28 protein-coding genes are annotated in these 12,635 nt (G+C 68.7%); 15 read left to right on the plus strand and 13 right to left on the minus strand.

Annotated features, from left to right (window positions below; all coding sequences use genetic code 11):
- On the minus strand, nt 1-636 hold a 636-nt coding region (locus tag E1J50_RS15240; RefSeq protein WP_132254691.1), incomplete at its 3' end, for an HAD domain-containing protein.
- Between the two features lie 111 nt (nt 637-747).
- On the opposite strand from E1J50_RS15240, the gene E1J50_RS15245 reads away from it, so the two are divergent.
- Nucleotides 748-1,026 (plus strand): pilus assembly protein PilZ, encoded by a 279-nt coding sequence (locus E1J50_RS15245; protein WP_132254692.1) that lies wholly within the window; start codon nt 748-750, stop codon nt 1,024-1,026.
- 193 nt (nt 1,027-1,219) lie between these two features.
- A complete protein-coding gene (locus E1J50_RS15250; protein WP_132254693.1) occupies nt 1,220-1,513 on the plus strand; it encodes a hypothetical protein in 294 nt (97 codons plus the stop codon).
- Nucleotides 1,514-1,980: 467 nt separating this feature from the next.
- Here the strand turns inward: E1J50_RS15250 and E1J50_RS15260 are convergent, their stop codons facing one another.
- The 9 genes from E1J50_RS15260 to E1J50_RS27350 are packed head-to-tail and all read right to left on the minus strand — an operon-like array spanning nt 1,981 to nt 6,250.
- Nucleotides 1,981-3,030, minus strand: a complete 1,050-nt coding sequence (locus tag E1J50_RS15260; protein WP_132254695.1) for an AAA family ATPase — start codon at nt 3,028-3,030, stop codon at nt 1,981-1,983.
- Nucleotides 3,030-4,016: a PD-(D/E)XK nuclease-like domain-containing protein gene (locus E1J50_RS15265; protein ID WP_132254696.1), complete on the minus strand. Its 987-nt coding sequence runs from the start codon at nt 4,014-4,016 to the stop codon at nt 3,030-3,032. The genes E1J50_RS15260 and E1J50_RS15265 overlap by 1 nt, the downstream gene beginning before the upstream one ends.
- Nucleotides 4,017-4,024: 8 nt before the next feature.
- Nucleotides 4,025-4,411: a hypothetical protein gene (locus tag E1J50_RS15270; protein WP_132254697.1), complete on the minus strand. Its 387-nt coding sequence runs from the start codon at nt 4,409-4,411 to the stop codon at nt 4,025-4,027.
- 5 nt (nt 4,412-4,416) lie between these two features.
- Nucleotides 4,417-4,725, minus strand: a complete 309-nt coding sequence (locus E1J50_RS15275) for a hypothetical protein (RefSeq protein WP_132254698.1) — start codon at nt 4,723-4,725, stop codon at nt 4,417-4,419.
- Nucleotides 4,722-5,081, minus strand: coding sequence for a helix-turn-helix domain-containing protein (locus tag E1J50_RS15280; protein ID WP_132254699.1), 360 nt, complete (start codon nt 5,079-5,081; stop codon nt 4,722-4,724). The genes E1J50_RS15275 and E1J50_RS15280 overlap by 4 nt, the downstream gene beginning before the upstream one ends.
- The gene (locus E1J50_RS15285; RefSeq protein WP_207919218.1) at nt 5,071-5,487 is read right to left on the minus strand and encodes a hypothetical protein; all 417 of its coding nucleotides are present in this window, start codon (nt 5,485-5,487) and stop codon (nt 5,071-5,073) included. The genes E1J50_RS15280 and E1J50_RS15285 overlap by 11 nt, the downstream gene beginning before the upstream one ends.
- Nucleotides 5,484-5,714, minus strand: a complete 231-nt coding sequence (locus tag E1J50_RS15290; RefSeq protein WP_132254700.1) for a hypothetical protein — start codon at nt 5,712-5,714, stop codon at nt 5,484-5,486. Before E1J50_RS15290 ends, E1J50_RS15285 begins: the two co-directional genes overlap by 4 nt.
- On the minus strand, nt 5,714-6,097 hold the full coding sequence (locus tag E1J50_RS15295) for a hypothetical protein (protein WP_132254701.1): 384 nt from the start codon (nt 6,095-6,097) through the stop codon (nt 5,714-5,716). Before E1J50_RS15295 ends, E1J50_RS15290 begins: the two co-directional genes overlap by 1 nt.
- Nucleotides 6,098-6,100: 3 nt before the next feature.
- The gene (locus tag E1J50_RS27350) at nt 6,101-6,250 is read right to left on the minus strand and encodes a hypothetical protein (protein ID WP_165937875.1); all 150 of its coding nucleotides are present in this window, start codon (nt 6,248-6,250) and stop codon (nt 6,101-6,103) included.
- Between the two features lie 170 nt (nt 6,251-6,420).
- Here E1J50_RS27350 and E1J50_RS15300 point away from each other — a divergent pair, with 170 nt between their 5' ends.
- A complete protein-coding gene (locus E1J50_RS15300; protein WP_132254702.1) occupies nt 6,421-6,645 on the plus strand; it encodes a hypothetical protein in 225 nt (74 codons plus the stop codon).
- On the opposite strand, the gene E1J50_RS15305 is transcribed toward E1J50_RS15300, so the two are convergent.
- A complete protein-coding gene (locus tag E1J50_RS15305; protein WP_165937876.1) occupies nt 6,608-6,937 on the minus strand; it encodes a helix-turn-helix transcriptional regulator in 330 nt (109 codons plus the stop codon). The two genes, E1J50_RS15300 and E1J50_RS15305, sit on opposite strands and share 38 nt — an antisense overlap.
- 87 nt (nt 6,938-7,024) lie before the next feature.
- Here E1J50_RS15305 and E1J50_RS15310 point away from each other — a divergent pair, with 87 nt between their 5' ends.
- The 3 genes from E1J50_RS15310 to E1J50_RS15320 are packed head-to-tail and all read left to right on the plus strand — an operon-like array spanning nt 7,025 to nt 8,156.
- Nucleotides 7,025-7,264, plus strand: a complete 240-nt coding sequence (locus tag E1J50_RS15310; protein ID WP_132254704.1) for a hypothetical protein — start codon at nt 7,025-7,027, stop codon at nt 7,262-7,264.
- Nucleotides 7,261-7,482 (plus strand): hypothetical protein, encoded by a 222-nt coding sequence (locus E1J50_RS15315; protein WP_132254705.1) that lies wholly within the window; start codon nt 7,261-7,263, stop codon nt 7,480-7,482. The genes E1J50_RS15310 and E1J50_RS15315 overlap by 4 nt, the downstream gene beginning before the upstream one ends.
- Nucleotides 7,482-8,156: a Crp/Fnr family transcriptional regulator gene (locus tag E1J50_RS15320; protein ID WP_132254706.1), complete on the plus strand. Its 675-nt coding sequence runs from the start codon at nt 7,482-7,484 to the stop codon at nt 8,154-8,156. The genes E1J50_RS15315 and E1J50_RS15320 overlap by 1 nt, the downstream gene beginning before the upstream one ends.
- Before the next feature lie 297 nt (nt 8,157-8,453).
- On the opposite strand, the gene E1J50_RS15325 is transcribed toward E1J50_RS15320, so the two are convergent.
- The gene (locus E1J50_RS15325) at nt 8,454-8,882 is read right to left on the minus strand and encodes a hypothetical protein (RefSeq protein ID WP_132254707.1); all 429 of its coding nucleotides are present in this window, start codon (nt 8,880-8,882) and stop codon (nt 8,454-8,456) included.
- Between the two features lie 61 nt (nt 8,883-8,943).
- Nucleotides 8,944-9,276, minus strand: a complete 333-nt coding sequence (locus E1J50_RS15330) for a hypothetical protein (protein ID WP_132254708.1) — start codon at nt 9,274-9,276, stop codon at nt 8,944-8,946.
- Nucleotides 9,277-9,448: 172 nt separating this feature from the next.
- On the opposite strand from E1J50_RS15330, the gene E1J50_RS15335 reads away from it, so the two are divergent.
- Genes E1J50_RS15335 through E1J50_RS15375 form a run of 9 tightly spaced genes read left to right on the plus strand, consistent with a single transcriptional unit; the run spans nt 9,449 to nt 12,631 of the window.
- Nucleotides 9,449-9,703 (plus strand): hypothetical protein, encoded by a 255-nt coding sequence (locus E1J50_RS15335; protein WP_132254709.1) that lies wholly within the window; start codon nt 9,449-9,451, stop codon nt 9,701-9,703.
- On the plus strand, nt 9,700-9,924 hold the full coding sequence (locus tag E1J50_RS15340; RefSeq protein ID WP_132254710.1) for a hypothetical protein: 225 nt from the start codon (nt 9,700-9,702) through the stop codon (nt 9,922-9,924). Before E1J50_RS15335 ends, E1J50_RS15340 begins: the two co-directional genes overlap by 4 nt.
- Nucleotides 9,921-10,205, plus strand: a complete 285-nt coding sequence (locus tag E1J50_RS15345; RefSeq protein WP_132254711.1) for a hypothetical protein — start codon at nt 9,921-9,923, stop codon at nt 10,203-10,205. The genes E1J50_RS15340 and E1J50_RS15345 overlap by 4 nt, the downstream gene beginning before the upstream one ends.
- 42 nt (nt 10,206-10,247) lie before the next feature.
- The gene (locus E1J50_RS15350; RefSeq protein ID WP_132254712.1) at nt 10,248-10,667 is read left to right on the plus strand and encodes a hypothetical protein; all 420 of its coding nucleotides are present in this window, start codon (nt 10,248-10,250) and stop codon (nt 10,665-10,667) included.
- Between the two features lie 3 nt (nt 10,668-10,670).
- Entirely contained in the window at nt 10,671-11,189 is a 519-nt protein-coding gene (locus tag E1J50_RS15355; RefSeq protein ID WP_207919219.1) for a RuvC family protein, read from the plus strand.
- Nucleotides 11,186-11,434 carry a hypothetical protein gene (locus E1J50_RS15360; protein ID WP_132254713.1) on the plus strand — a complete coding sequence of 83 codons (249 nt, stop codon included), beginning with the start codon at nt 11,186-11,188 and terminating at the stop codon, nt 11,432-11,434. The genes E1J50_RS15355 and E1J50_RS15360 overlap by 4 nt, the downstream gene beginning before the upstream one ends.
- Nucleotides 11,431-11,691 carry a hypothetical protein gene (locus E1J50_RS15365; protein ID WP_132254714.1) on the plus strand — a complete coding sequence of 87 codons (261 nt, stop codon included), beginning with the start codon at nt 11,431-11,433 and terminating at the stop codon, nt 11,689-11,691. The genes E1J50_RS15360 and E1J50_RS15365 overlap by 4 nt, the downstream gene beginning before the upstream one ends.
- Nucleotides 11,688-11,939 (plus strand): hypothetical protein, encoded by a 252-nt coding sequence (locus E1J50_RS15370; RefSeq protein WP_132254715.1) that lies wholly within the window; start codon nt 11,688-11,690, stop codon nt 11,937-11,939. Before E1J50_RS15365 ends, E1J50_RS15370 begins: the two co-directional genes overlap by 4 nt.
- Nucleotides 11,936-12,631, plus strand: coding sequence for a hypothetical protein (locus tag E1J50_RS15375; RefSeq protein ID WP_132254716.1), 696 nt, complete (start codon nt 11,936-11,938; stop codon nt 12,629-12,631). Before E1J50_RS15370 ends, E1J50_RS15375 begins: the two co-directional genes overlap by 4 nt.
- The last annotated feature ends 4 nt before the right edge of the window (nt 12,632-12,635 follow it).

Consider the following 12,635-nt stretch of genomic DNA (forward strand, 5'->3'; position numbering starts at 1 on the left):
CGTGCGGCGCGAACTCGACGACCTGTTGTCTGGACGATGATTGCCTGCGGGCGCCTCGGCCCTGCGACAGTTCCTGTTCCGACCTCGGATGTTCGCGGCCCGTTTGCCGAAAAATTCACATCCGTTAGCGGTGTTCTCGGTGCGTCCAGCGTGACCGTTAGCGAGCGCGTCGGCCCGGGCAGCGTTGGGGTGGAGCGGGCCAAGAAGCGCGATCAGCCGGTCAGCATGCTCGCGGGTCAGCCCGTGTTCGAAGGAGGTCTGGACGAACCGCGGCAGCTGCTCCGGCAGCATGTCGCTGTCGTCATCCACGATCGCGAAGGGCGGCCGGCCGTTGCGGCTGAGCCAGTCCTCGATCTCCGACCCGCGCATGACGGCGACCGGGTCGGCAGCGCTGTAGTTCGTGGGCGGCGTGCGCCAGTCGCGGCAGAACCGGCCCTTGAAGCCGTAGTCGCGCAGGATACCCCGGCAGCGCTTCATCTCGCGCCACGTCGATGAGACCACGATCCGGCAGCCGGTCGCGGCCACGACCTCGTTCAGCAGCGCGACCTTCTCCCGGTCGATCTTGTGCCGGGAGCCCCGCAGGCGTTCCCAGCAGTCGCGCGAGTTCAGCACGCCGTCGATGTCGAGGAAGAGCACGGGCGCTCTGGGGTGGAGCGGAGGCATCAGGCGGCCCTTCCCCTCGCGGACAGCGCGCACCCAGCGCTCTGCATAATTTTGGACGTAATTAAACTGTGATAGACTGGCTCGATGGCTGGAAACATCTGGGGTTTCGCAATGTTTGTGGATCGCCGGGAAGTACCGCGCCACAATGCTCTCAAGCGTGGGTGGCTTTCATTCCTGGAAAAACCGTACTCCCTTGAGTGCCTCATCTGGAATGTCTCAGACTTTGGCGCATTGATCGAAGTCGAGCCCAGCACCTGTCTGCCACAGCGCTTCCGCATTGTGGTGACCAGCCTAAGTCTCAATCGCAACGCCATGCAGACTTGGCGCGATGGGAGAAAGATCGGCGTCGCGTTCGTGAGCTGAGCGCGCATCAAGACCGCGCCTCCCCTGCCGGGCGGGGAATGGCCCCACGATTGCCGACGCGAACTAATCCAAGCCTCTGTGCAGGTATTAGTGATATTTGTTCGACAGCGGACGTAAGTAGTGAGCCATATCGACACAAATCAGTGCAGGTTCTACGAACGATTACGTTAAACGCCCGCACGAAGGCGCCGCCATGACCTATAGTAGCTTGGTTGACGCTGAGGTTGTGAGCGACGTCGGATTTGTTGTTCTGTCCGAGGCGGTCATCTCCTTGATCATCGCCTGCGAGAAGCGCGCTCCGGGATCTGTCGCGCAATTTGCGCCCGAGTTGATGGCTGGCATCAGGGAAGATCTCTGTCTGATCCGAGAGGCTTGGCCAGATGCCCGGATTTCCGACAGGAGCCTGCGCTCGCTGGACGAATGCCTGAGCTTCATCATTCAAGCAGCTCTTGCTGAGGCGCAGAGGACTGCGGCACCTGCACACTGAGTCCCCGATGCTGTGCTTGACGGGGGTCATGCGGCGGCTCCGTTGCAGAGTATGCAGCCGCGCAAAATGCGCTCCATCGAAGCGGAGCCGTGGCCGCGCCATCAGGAACCAAGCCCTGCTAGCCGTCCTTCCATTTGAGACATGGAGGACACGGCTATGATGAAGCGCACCTGTGCTGCCGTCCTGATCAGCGGAACGCTGAGCGCACCCGCGCTCGCGCAGGCTCCGGTCTCGCCTCAGGATAGCCGCGAGCAGGCTCCGAACATGCCCGCTCCGCATGAGACCGTGCCTGAGCGCGTTCGGCCGATCGACCCTGACTCGACGGGATCTGTCCGCGTTCGGCAGCCCGAGAAAGAGACTCCCGAGAAGGATGGGACCAAGAAGCCCGGATAAGGACCGATCGCTCTCAGCACGGAAGCCTTCGGATGCGCCGCCGCCCGCGAAGCTGTCGATGATGAGGGGGCGGCTCACGCGGCCTCCGTCCCGCTGAAGCCCGGGAAGCCGTCGTCCTCGCGCGCATCAGCGTCGTTCATCAGGTCGCGCAACTCGCCGTCGATCGGCTCGAGCGCGGCGCTTTGCTGCTCGGTGAGACGCTGGCGCCAGAGACCGAAGGTGTCGCTGCCGGCGCGCGCCTTCTGCCTCGCGACGTCGTGCAACTCCTCCAGCTTCGACTTGCGGTCGGCCGGCCGCTGCTCGCCCTGCGCCTTCTCCTCAGGCTTGCCCTGCGGATCGGGCTGCCGCTGCTCGTCGATCGTGCCGCCCCGGGCCCACTGCGCGAGGTTGCGGCCGATCTCCTCGTCAAGCGGCCGTCGATTCTTCAGCAGGAGGTCCCGGAACTGCTCCGGCAGCTTCAGCATCTTCCGCTCGCCCGGCATGTCGGTCTGCCAGGTCGGCACGCCATTCGCGCCCGGCAGCAGTAGGGCGTTCACGGTCATCTCGAAGAGGAATTCCTCGCCGGCGATCGGCATGTAGCCGAGCTCGGTCGGACGCCCGCCCTGGATCTTCAGCTTGTCCTTCGCCCGGAAGCAGAAGATGAAGTTCGCGTTGAGCTGCAGGACACCGTTGATGAACTGACGCCGCTGCTTCGCCGGCACGACCCAGGCCGAGTAGGTGGCCTTGTCACGCCGCGCCTTGTCCTGCCCCGCGATCCGGTCGAGCTCGGCCTCCTGGGTCATCAGGTAGCCGCCCACGCCCTCGTGCTCGTGGCTCATTGAGTCGACGATGATCGTGCGGGCGCCGCGGTCGACGCAGAACTGGAGGGCTGCGAGGTAATCGAGCGAGCCGAAGGGCGCGCCGAATTCGACATGCCGGAACTTGAAGCGGTCGGCGTAGTGCAGCGCGCGCTTCGACTCCGTGTCGATGACGAAGATGTCGCCGCCGGCCACTTGCTGGATGCCCTGGCCGAGCCTGAGCGCCGAGAAGGTCTTCCCCGAGCCTGAGGGCCCGAACAGGCCGATCAGCAGCGGCACCTGCTGCCGGACCGCATCCTTGTCCTCGAACGTGCGTGTCTGGGCCATCAGGCGGCGTCCTCTGTCGGGGCGTAGGGGGAGAGCGCGAGCGAGATCTGCGCGCCGTAGCGGCGGAAGAGCGGGTCGGAGACCTCGCGGGCCTCCCAGCGCGCCTCGGCCCAGCCGGCCGGCTCGACAGGCGCCACCTCTTCCGGGTAGCCGGGCCAGACCCCGCTCTTCAGGCACTCGCGGAACGCGACGGCGGCGGCCGTAATGCGGCGCTCGCCGAGGTACTGCTGCGAGCCGGTCAGCGGCACGACGCGGACCTCGTGCGGTGCGTCGGCCTCGACGAAGACGAACCGGAAGCGGATCCGGCCGAAAAGCTCGGGCATCAGGTGGGCGAGACCGCGCCGGTACCATGCCTCCTGGAGGTCGAGCCCCTCGGCGATGCGTGTCGCGATGGTGCGGTCGCTGAGGCCTGCTGCCGTCGTCTTCAGGTCGTCGATCGTCGCCGTTTCGGGATCGAACCAGTCGAGTAGGGCCCGGCCCCAGATCCCTGTGCGGTCGCGCCAGATCAGTGCCAGCTCGCCCTCGCCATGCACGAAGGCGCGCTCGGCACCGCGGGTGGCCTGGAGCCGCTTCCGGACGGCGGCGACCATCTTCTCGGCGCGCTTGAGGTCGCAGGGCAGCACCGGCGTCTCGCCGCGCGCGATCGCGTCGTCCCGTTCGGCCTGGGCCGCTTTGCCCTGGTAGGTGGTGACCGGCTCGCCGCCCTTGTCGACGGCGGTGATGACGTGGATGCCGCGGCCCTGTCCGGTCAGCAGCTCGTGCGCGACGGTCCCGACGTCGAGCTTGCGCTTCTTCAGGTCCTCGGCCTGCGCGCCGAGCCGCGGGTGTGCGGCATAGGCGTGCCGCTCGGTGTGCTCGATGATGGTCCGGGCGATGCTCGATGAGAGCGATGGCTCCGGGCAGGGATCGGCATGATAGACCGCGGCCGGCATCCGGTAGATGCCCGGGCCCGGGACGGGCCCCTCGGTGTGCTCGATGATCTTCATGGCGCGCCTCAGAACGGGATGTCGTTGGCGAACGGGCGCACCGGGCGCCCGGCCCGGATGGCAGCGATCTCGGCCTCGTGCTGGGCCTGCTCCTTCTTGAATTTCCTCTGCCGCTCAGCGCGCTCTGCTTCCCAGCGCGCGGCCGCAGCGCGGTCCGCGGCGCTCTCGCATTGGAAGGTCACGATGCCGAACAGGAGGTCGAGGAGAACCGTCGTGCTGCCGACCTGAATGCCGAGCTTGTATCGCCAGCCCCCGCCGAAGCGGGCGCCGGACCTGTTCAGCGGGGCGGTCGGGCCGCCAGTGGATCGCCAGCCGTAGCCCTGCCAGGGCCACCGGCTGGCGGTCATGATGAGGTTGCCGATCTGCAGCTTGTTCTTCGTGCGCTCGATCTTCATGGCGCTCACTCCGCCGCAACGGGGAGCTCAGCCGGCTCGTACCCGCCCATGGAGTTGATGATCCGCGCGAATGCCTGGGCCCGCTCGGCGTCGATTGCGGCGCCATCCTTCGGCACGCCGACGAAGATGCTGTGGCCGTCGGCGTCGTAGAGGCTGCGGCCGGAGGCGCGCACCGGCAGCCGCACGCCGAGCCGGGCGAAGTAGGAGGTGAGGACGCGCTGCGCTTCGGCTGGCCTCATGGCGGCCTCCGTTCGGGTGAGGAAGATCGCCCTCGTCTCGGCGACGAGGGCCTCGGAGAAGGCGGGGAACATCACGCGCCGGCCTCGGTCGGGATCAGCGCCACGATCACGCGGTGCAGGCTGATGCGGCGGTCCGCCGGCACACGGCGGAGGGACTTCAGGAAGGCGCGCTCCTCAGCCGTCACGGGCTCGAGCTCCGGCGCCGTGAGCAGGCCGAGCGGCATACCGATCGCCGCGGCGATGCGGCTCCGCTGCTCGGCCGAGGTCGGGCGCTGGCCGCGCTCGATGCGCGAGAGGTGCGCCACGCCCAGGCCGGTGCAGGCCGAGACATCCTGTAGGGTGATGCCCTTGCGGCGGCGCTCATGCCGGATGCGTGCGCCGATGGTGGCGCGCTGCTCGTCGACGCGCGGGGCCAAGCGGTCAGGCGCCATGGCGGCCTCCGACGAGCGCGAGGTGAGCGGCCGGGCGGGCGTCGCCCTGATCCGAGAGGTCCCGCGTGACCGCCGCCATCTCGGCCGGCCCGTCGCAGAGGCGGTGGATGTGGATCTCGTTGCAGCCTTGGGCGCGGACGTTGTGCAGCCAGGTCGCAGCGTTTCGCACGCCGGGATCCTCGGCGATCTCGACCTGGAGCAGCGTGGCGAGGCCGCTATCGGCGCGCCGGACCGCCAGGACCACGGCGGGTCCGCAATCCTCGACGCTGCCGACTTCCGCTGGGTGGATTCCGACGACGTAGCGGCGGCCGCTCGCGCCACGCCACGCGGAGAGCTTCAGGGCCGGGGCGCCGCGCAGGGCGACGACGGTGCGAAGGGGCGCCTCCACGGCGCGACGCGCCGTCATCGGGTGGCCTCCGCCTTCAGGCAGTTCTCGGCGTGGGCCAGCGCGTCACGCGCGCCGGCGAGGTAGCGAGGGATCGCCTCGCCGCTGACACCGCGGCCGCCGCGGCGGGCCCGGTCGAGCAGCTCGAAGAAGCCGCGGGCCTTCGTCATCGCGACGTCGGCCTGGATCCGGCGCAGGGCGCGCTCGGAGGTCTCGGGGGCGAGATGGGTCTGGTGCGAGGGGCGCATCACGCCCTCCCGCCGAGCAGCTGCGCGAAGCCCGGGCTGTGCTCGCGGGCCTCGTCGTAGCCGGTGGGTGCGGTCAGGCGGTCGAATAGGTCGCGCAGCGCGGACGAGAGATCGTCCTCGTTGTCAGCGTCGAGGCCGACCGCAGCGTCGAGGAGGACCTCGCGCAGCTTCGCCCGCTGCACCCGGGCGTGGCCGAGCGCCGCGACCGCCTGCTTCAGCGCGAGCTCGTCGATAGGCCGGCGGCCGGTTCCGGCGAGGTCGCCCTGGGCCATGCGCTCGATGAGCCGGTCGATGTCGCGCTCGGCGGCGGCGACGATGTCGGACGCGGTCCGAAGGTTCTGGATCAGCGCGCGCTGGCGCGCCTGGATGGTCTCGCCGGCCATCGCTCAGCGCTCCTCGGGCTTGTAGCCGAGGGCGAGGGCGACGCAGCGCGCGCCCTCAACGACGAGGCCGATGGCGGCGAAGATCGCGACCGGCGCGAGGCCGCAGACGGCCATCGCTTGGGTCGGGGGTAGGTTGAGAAGGAAGTCGGGCACCGGGGCCTCCATCGCGGGTGGCGATGGGGTGAATGATATACACAGTTTGGGTATATGCAATCACAACATTCACAATCTGTGTATTTTTGAGGCGTGGGTCGTCCACAGGACCCGTTTCTGCGCTTGCGCGTTTGTTCCCTCAATGTTCTCATTTGCGCCCTGGAGTGGACATGCCGCAGGACGAGTCAACGGATGATGGTCTCAGCGAACGCGATCTACGAGCGCTGGCCATGGAGTTGGCGCTGCAGCTCCCCCGCAACGCGCGCGACGCTGAGCGCGTGCTCGATCTGATGCGCGCCGGCTATGAGTATTTCCTGTGCGAGTACGAGAAACCGAGAGCAGAAAAGGGCGACGTGCTCAGGCCGAGCTTTTCTCGACGGCGCGGGGGCGGTTAGTTCTGGTGCCTGGATCTGGCGTGCTCGCCAGCTTTGACTGCACATCGGACGGCAGACCGTAAAGACTGCCGTCCATGATCCAGTCACGCGTGATGCCGAAGAGCTTCTTCAGCTTGAGCATCACCGCATCGCTCGGCGGGCTCCTACCCTTCTCGTAGTGGTTCCAGGTGTTGGTCGACACCTCGCACCGACCTGCCGCATCAACCTGAGACGCGAAGAACGCGGACCTCAGGATGCGCACTCGACTGGCAATTTCTGCTTTCCGATCAGCGGGTAAGGAGACTTGCGGCATGCGAGCATATTCACATGCTGTGTATCCGCTATCCATGAAGTTCGTGTGCATATTGCCATATACCCAATCTGTGTATATTAGAGGGGCATGGACGCCCTCACGACCACCTCCGCTGTCATCGACGCGCTCGGCGGCACAGCAGCTGTGGCCAGGCTCACGAGCCGGTCGATGCAGGCGGTTTCGAACTGGCGGGAGCGCGGATTCTTCTCGGCGGCATCGTACCAGCCGATCTCAGTAGGTTTGGCCGAGAAGGATCTGCGCGCGGATCCGCGCCTCTGGCGTTCGATTCCGCCATCAGCGTTGATCTCGACCGGAGCGGCGGCATGAACGCCCCGCACCTCACCGCCCTCGGTATCGAGCGCAACGGCCGCCGCATCGCAACAGTCGGAGGGCACCGCGAGGGCGTCAGCCTCCGGCTTGCCTCGGACTTCGGCAACGTCATCTGCACCCTCTCCCCCGACGAAGCCGATCATCTCTCGCGCCTCCTTGCCGAGCAGGCTGCGAACGCGCGGCTCGCCGCGCGCGCCATTGAGGAAGTCGCCTGATGCTCGCCTCTCATCCCGCCGCGGCCGACGTCGCGAACACGCTGCTCGCCGAGCTGATCTGGGCCGCGCCCGGAGGAGTGCTGTCGGGACTGGAGGTCTGCACGCTCGAGACCAGTGCGCTCCTGATCGTGCCCGGGTCCCGGCCCGAGCACGTCGTCTTCCCGGAGGCGGGCTACGTCTCCCTGATGGCCGGCGACGCCACGCGTCGCGTCGAGGTCGCAATGCTCGGCCGCCGCGACCTCGTCGGGGTCGATCTGGCGCTGACCGACGAAGTGGCGAGCTACGCGGCCATCGTGCGCGTCGGCGGGCCGGCCTACTGCCTGCCGCTCGATGAGATTCGCCGGCTGCTCCTCGAATGCCCCGCCGTCGCCGAGGTCCTGCACCGCCATCTGCGGCAGCAGCTCGAAGGCAGCCTCTGGGCTCACGGTGCGTCGATGGTCCGCTCGCTCGAGCGTCGCCTCGCGGCTTGGCTCGTCGAAGCATCCGGTCTGCTGGACTCGGCGATCCTGCCCGCCACGCACGACCACATCGCGCAGATGCTCGGCTTCCGGCGCGCCAGCGTAACGGTCGCGCTGCATGTTCTCGAAGGCGATGGCCTGATCCGTTCGACCCGCGGCCGCGTCGAGATCCGAGATCGCGATCGCGTCGCCTGCCTCGCTGCTGGGACGCGCTGACATGCGCTCGGTCCTGCCCCTTCTGCCGGTTGCTCTGGCGCTGTGCCTCGTGGCGCTCGTCGGGATCGCCGTATGGCGCATGGCCGAGCGCGGCGAGCTTCCTGTGCTTCATCTCAGAGCCGGCCGATGACGCCGCGCTCCTACGCTCTCGACCAGGGTGCCGACTGGGCTGATCCAGGCGGCGTGAAAGACCCTGCGCGGACCCCGTTGCCGGCACGGGCCGAGAAAGCCGGCACCCCTTCACCGCGTATCCCGGCCGCTCACCAGTGTCGGGGCGATGCCCCGGTGGCGGCGCCCTCACGCCAGGGCGACACCATGACGGACGCGCGCCATCTCCTGCTTCTCGCCCTTCGCTGCCGCTACGCCTCGGCCGCCTTCGCGCTCAAGGCGCGTGAGGTCGAGCGGGCCAGAGGCGACGGAGCCTCCGCGCTCGCCGCCGATCTGGCAGCGACCTCGATACATCTGCTTCAGGCGGCCGATGAGCTGACGCGCACGGCGGTTGATGCGCGCACGCCAGACGCTGTCCTCCTCGCCGAGGTCCGGGCCCATCTCGCGGCCGGTGGCGACGTCGTGCTCGTCGCGGCGCCCCTGCCCGCGGGCATTGTCGTTGGCGAGTCGCAGCACGCGGCGTCCGCTCCAGTGGCCGAACCAGTCCGGCGCGCGTCGCGCTGGGCGTGGCTCAACCCGTTCGTGCGGGTGGCCTGACATGTTGTCGTTCGCGATCATCTCGGGCGTCTCGGCCTCAGGATCTCGCGAGCACTGTATCGCGGGCACGATCCCGCGCCGGTTACTGCCCGGAATTCGGCTGTGCATGACGCGTCGTCTCCCGAGCTGCGGCTTGCCTGATCAGGCGCCGCACGATCGCGCGCACGCCCGGCTCTTCGATGTTCTCAACGTCCTGCGCGGCCGCCTTCTGGCGGCGCTGGCGACGTCGGTGGGCGGCGGCGGCGCGCGGCAGGCGCGCCTCCCAGCCCGGTCTTCCCTTCACCCGCAGCTCGCCCTTGCCGGGGCTGGCCGCGGTCTCTCGCGCGATCGCCTGTGCTTGGCGGCCGTCGATCGCGCCTTCGTCCTCTCGTCTTCCGTTCGCGGGGGTCGCTGAGATGTCTGCTGCCTCCTTCATCCCTGATGGCCTCTCCGATCGGCTCACCCCGATGCACACAGCATCGGGGAAGAAGATGGGAAAGTCGCACGCAGCTTCTGCACAGTCGCACGCTCGCGCTACCCAGTTGGGTGAGTCGGAACGTACAGTTGTCCAAGAACGAACGAACGAGTTCCTCAGAGCGATGTACCCGGTGAAGACCGCCGACAACGTCGCGGCGGATACCGGCATCTCGGCCAATACGGTGTCGAAATGGCTCGACCGCGGTTCGGCCCCGACGTCATGGGCCTTCCTGCGCCTGCTGAGCGCCTACGGCCCGGATCTCGTGTGCGCCGTCATGGACAGCCCGCCCGCGTGGCTCGATCGGGCCGCGAAGGAGCAGCGGCGCGAGCGCCTGGAGGCGCAGATCGCCGCCCTGCAATCCCAGCTCGACGGAGGTGCTCGGTGAGGCGAGTCCATGGTCTCTGGCTGCTGCTCCGGTCGGCACTCGCCGCCGGCCTGCGCGCGCTGCTGGAGCCGCCGCTCTGGATCATCCGCGCGGTCAACGGCCTCGCCAACGCGATCGACCCGGACATGCCGGAGAGCCTGTGGGCGCCCCGCGAGTGGCTGCCCCGCCTCTGGTCGCGCGACCACGACCCCCGCAACGACATCAGGGAGCGCCGGCCGTGAGCGACCGCGTCGAGCTCACCGATTCCGGCTTCGTAGTGCGCGATGCGCGCGACCGGGCGATCGCCATCCTGAAGGTCGAGCCCGGCACAGGCGAGGCCCGCTTGTTCCTCGCGTCGGAGCGCGAGGTCGAGGCCGCTTTGCCGCTCGCCGAGCTGAAGACCTTTGCCGAGACGCTCGCCCGCGCGCATCGCGCCGCGCTCCTCGCCCAGGTCACCGACGACGCCCGCCCCTGCGTGCCGCGCTCCGCCGACCTGCCTGAAGTCACGAGCCCCTGGGGCTGACACCGCCACGCGGGCCGCGCCCGCGCAACTGGAGAGACCACGATGGCCGAGAAGCTGAAGTCGGAGAAGCGAGCCGGGATACATTCCGAGGTGCTGAAGAGCTTGATCTCGAAGTGCGACGAGATGCGAGCCGACATGGATGAGGCTCGGGGCACGCTCGGTGCGGCCATCAAGGATGCCGAGGACACGCACGGCGTGCACCGCAAGGCGTTCAAGCTCGTGCTCTCGCTGAAGCGGATGGAGGACGCCGCCCGGGCCGACTTCCTGCGCGCGCTCGACGACTATCGCGAGAAGCTCGACCTCAACCCCCAAAAGGACCTCTTCGACGAGGCCGATGAAGGCGACGAGCAGGCGCGTCGCGCCCAGCAGGCTGACGCCGCGGCCACCGCCGATCGCGCCGCCGAGAACAGCGCGGCGCTCAAGGGCGGCATCAAGCAGAAGCAGCCGGCCGGGGTGCACTGAGCCATGGCGCTGCCGAAGATCCTCGCCCTCGACCTTGCGACGAAGGTCGGCTTCGCCTGCGGTGCGCCCGACGGCGAGCCGCTCTACGGGACAAAGGTCCTGCCGTCGACGGGCGAGGACATCGGTCGCTTCGCCGAAGCCTACAACACCTGGCTCCTCGACATGATCACGCTGGAGAGCCCAGTGCTGGTCGTGTTCGAGGCACCGGTGCTGCCGGGCAAGACCACGCCCGCCACGGCCCGCAAGCTGATGGGCCTCGCCTGGCACACCGAGTTTGTCTGCCGCCTGCGCGAGGTGCGCTGCGTCGAGCACCACCTGCAGAGCGTCAAGAAGTTCTTCGCCGGCAGCGGTCGAGCCGAGAAAGACGACATGATCGCGGCGGCCCGCCGCCAGGGCTGGGATCCGAAGGACGACAACGCGGCTGACGCGCTCGGCCTCTGGGCCTGCGCGGTGCACGAGAAGGCGCCGCGCTTCGCCGAGCGCTTCAGGCTTGGCGCCCTCACCACCGGGAGGGCGGCATGACAACGGCACTCGAGCATCTCGCAGAACTCGCGAGCGGTGAGATGGCCGACGCGGCCGGCGACACCGGACGGATGAGCGACCTGATCTCGGCGCTGACCGCCGCGGTTAGCCTCGCGATCGCTACGCAGGCCGAGGGCGATCCGCGCGTGGCGAGCTTTCTCTGCGAGCGCACGACCGACCTCATCTTCAAGACGGTGTCCGAGCACGAGCGCGAGATCATGCTCGCCTTGCGGGGTTTCCGATGACCTCGCGCTTCGCTGACCTTCCCGCCTTCCAGCCTGACCGGCCGCGCGTGCGCCAGGTCGAGGACCTCAACAACATCCGCGCCGTCCTGCCGCTGGAGGCCGCTGAGGCGTGCCTCGCGGTGTGGCGCGCGATGCACCTCGCCTCCGCCGTGCCTGCCGCGCTGCGCGAGCTCGACGCGCTGCCGGATGAGACCCGCACGCACGTCATCGCCATGTCGGACGCGATCGCCGCCTCCAGCCGCCGGAAGGCCGCATGATCTGGGCCCTGCTCCACGGCGACCGGCTCGTCTTCCGCGGCACCCGCGCGGGTGCCCTCGACGCGGCCGAGCGCGCGGGCGCGCTCTCGCACCTCGTCACGGTCGAGATCGGCGGCAAAGCCGAACGCATCATCGTCGCGGGCCGGGGCTTCCACGAGGACGGGACCGAGCTGCCGGCGCGCCTCGACCGCGGCTACCTCATCGTGCCGGCGCAGATGCTCGGCCTCGGGCAGCGGAGGGCGGCATGAAGCCCGCCGGTCACACCGCTGTGATGGCCAGCCGGCGCGAGCCGCCGGACAGCCTGGAGTTCTTCCCGACGCCGCCCTGGGCGACGCGCGCGCTGATGGAGCACGTATTCTCGCACCTCGGCTTCAGCGACGATCTGCAGTTCTCGGCTTGCTGGGATCCCGCGTGTGGCGAGGGCCACATGATCGAGGTCCTGCTCGAGTATTTTGGCGGGGGCGGCTGGGGCGGCGACGTCTTCGACTACGGTAGCGGCTACCGCGTCGAGGACTTCCTCGACGAGAGGACGGTGATCGGTAGCCCCGCCGACGGAGTGCGGCCCGAGTTCATCATCACGAACCCGCCCTTCCGGCCGGCGGCGAGGTTCACCCTCCGGGCGATGGAGCTTGCGCCCGTGGTGGCCCTGCTCCTCCGGACGCAATGGCTGGAGGGCGAGGACCGCTACAACACGATCTTCCGCGATCGGCCGCCGACGCTCTACGCGCCGTTCGTGGAGCGCGTGCCTATGGTGAAGGGGCGCTGGGACCCGAAGGCCTCCACGGCCACGGCCTACGCATGGTTCGTCTGGGTGCGTGGCCGCGCGCCGATGGCGCCATTCCTGATCCCGCCGGGCCGCCGCAAGGCTCTGACGCGGTCCGATGACGCCCGCCGCTTCGAGCAAATCGCGCCGGCCCCGCTCCTCCAGGCCGCGGAGTAGCGGG

Source organism: Methylobacterium segetis (assembly GCF_004348265.1).
Lineage (GTDB): Bacteria > Pseudomonadota > Alphaproteobacteria > Rhizobiales > Beijerinckiaceae > Methylobacterium > Methylobacterium segetis.

Bases quoted from the DNA above. Each gene is read 5' to 3' on its own strand.
- E1J50_RS15280 (WP_132254699.1), bottom strand. From the start codon at position 5,081: ATGGCGCCTGACCGCTTGGCCCCGCGCGTCGACGAGCAGCGCGCCACC.
- E1J50_RS15325 (WP_132254707.1), bottom strand. From the start codon at position 8,882: ATGATCGCGAACGACAACATGTCAGGCCACCCGCACGAACGGGTTGAG.
- E1J50_RS15300 (WP_132254702.1), top strand. From the start codon at position 6,421: ATGCCGCAGGACGAGTCAACGGATGATGGTCTCAGCGAACGCGATCTA.
- E1J50_RS15250 (WP_132254693.1), top strand. From the start codon at position 1,220: ATGACCTATAGTAGCTTGGTTGACGCTGAGGTTGTGAGCGACGTCGGA.
- E1J50_RS15285 (WP_207919218.1), bottom strand. From the start codon at position 5,487: ATGACGGCGCGTCGCGCCGTGGAGGCGCCCCTTCGCACCGTCGTCGCC.
- E1J50_RS15330 (WP_132254708.1), bottom strand. From the start codon at position 9,276: ATGAAGGAGGCAGCAGACATCTCAGCGACCCCCGCGAACGGAAGACGA.
- E1J50_RS15360 (WP_132254713.1), top strand. From the start codon at position 11,186: ATGACAACGGCACTCGAGCATCTCGCAGAACTCGCGAGCGGTGAGATG.
- E1J50_RS15375 (WP_132254716.1), top strand. From the start codon at position 11,936: ATGAAGCCCGCCGGTCACACCGCTGTGATGGCCAGCCGGCGCGAGCCG.
- E1J50_RS15365 (WP_132254714.1), top strand. From the start codon at position 11,431: ATGACCTCGCGCTTCGCTGACCTTCCCGCCTTCCAGCCTGACCGGCCG.
- E1J50_RS15370 (WP_132254715.1), top strand. From the start codon at position 11,688: ATGATCTGGGCCCTGCTCCACGGCGACCGGCTCGTCTTCCGCGGCACC.
- E1J50_RS15245 (WP_132254692.1), top strand. From the start codon at position 748: ATGGCTGGAAACATCTGGGGTTTCGCAATGTTTGTGGATCGCCGGGAA.
- E1J50_RS15265 (WP_132254696.1), bottom strand. From the start codon at position 4,016: ATGAAGATCATCGAGCACACCGAGGGGCCCGTCCCGGGCCCGGGCATC.
- E1J50_RS15310 (WP_132254704.1), top strand. From the start codon at position 7,025: ATGGACGCCCTCACGACCACCTCCGCTGTCATCGACGCGCTCGGCGGC.
- E1J50_RS15305 (WP_165937876.1), bottom strand. From the start codon at position 6,937: ATGCCGCAAGTCTCCTTACCCGCTGATCGGAAAGCAGAAATTGCCAGT.
- E1J50_RS15355 (WP_207919219.1), top strand. From the start codon at position 10,671: ATGGCGCTGCCGAAGATCCTCGCCCTCGACCTTGCGACGAAGGTCGGC.
- E1J50_RS15320 (WP_132254706.1), top strand. From the start codon at position 7,482: ATGCTCGCCTCTCATCCCGCCGCGGCCGACGTCGCGAACACGCTGCTC.
- E1J50_RS15290 (WP_132254700.1), bottom strand. From the start codon at position 5,714: ATGCGCCCCTCGCACCAGACCCATCTCGCCCCCGAGACCTCCGAGCGC.
- E1J50_RS15350 (WP_132254712.1), top strand. From the start codon at position 10,248: ATGGCCGAGAAGCTGAAGTCGGAGAAGCGAGCCGGGATACATTCCGAG.
- E1J50_RS15270 (WP_132254697.1), bottom strand. From the start codon at position 4,411: ATGAAGATCGAGCGCACGAAGAACAAGCTGCAGATCGGCAACCTCATC.
- E1J50_RS15295 (WP_132254701.1), bottom strand. From the start codon at position 6,097: ATGGCCGGCGAGACCATCCAGGCGCGCCAGCGCGCGCTGATCCAGAAC.
- E1J50_RS15260 (WP_132254695.1), bottom strand. From the start codon at position 3,030: ATGGCCCAGACACGCACGTTCGAGGACAAGGATGCGGTCCGGCAGCAG.
- E1J50_RS15315 (WP_132254705.1), top strand. From the start codon at position 7,261: ATGAACGCCCCGCACCTCACCGCCCTCGGTATCGAGCGCAACGGCCGC.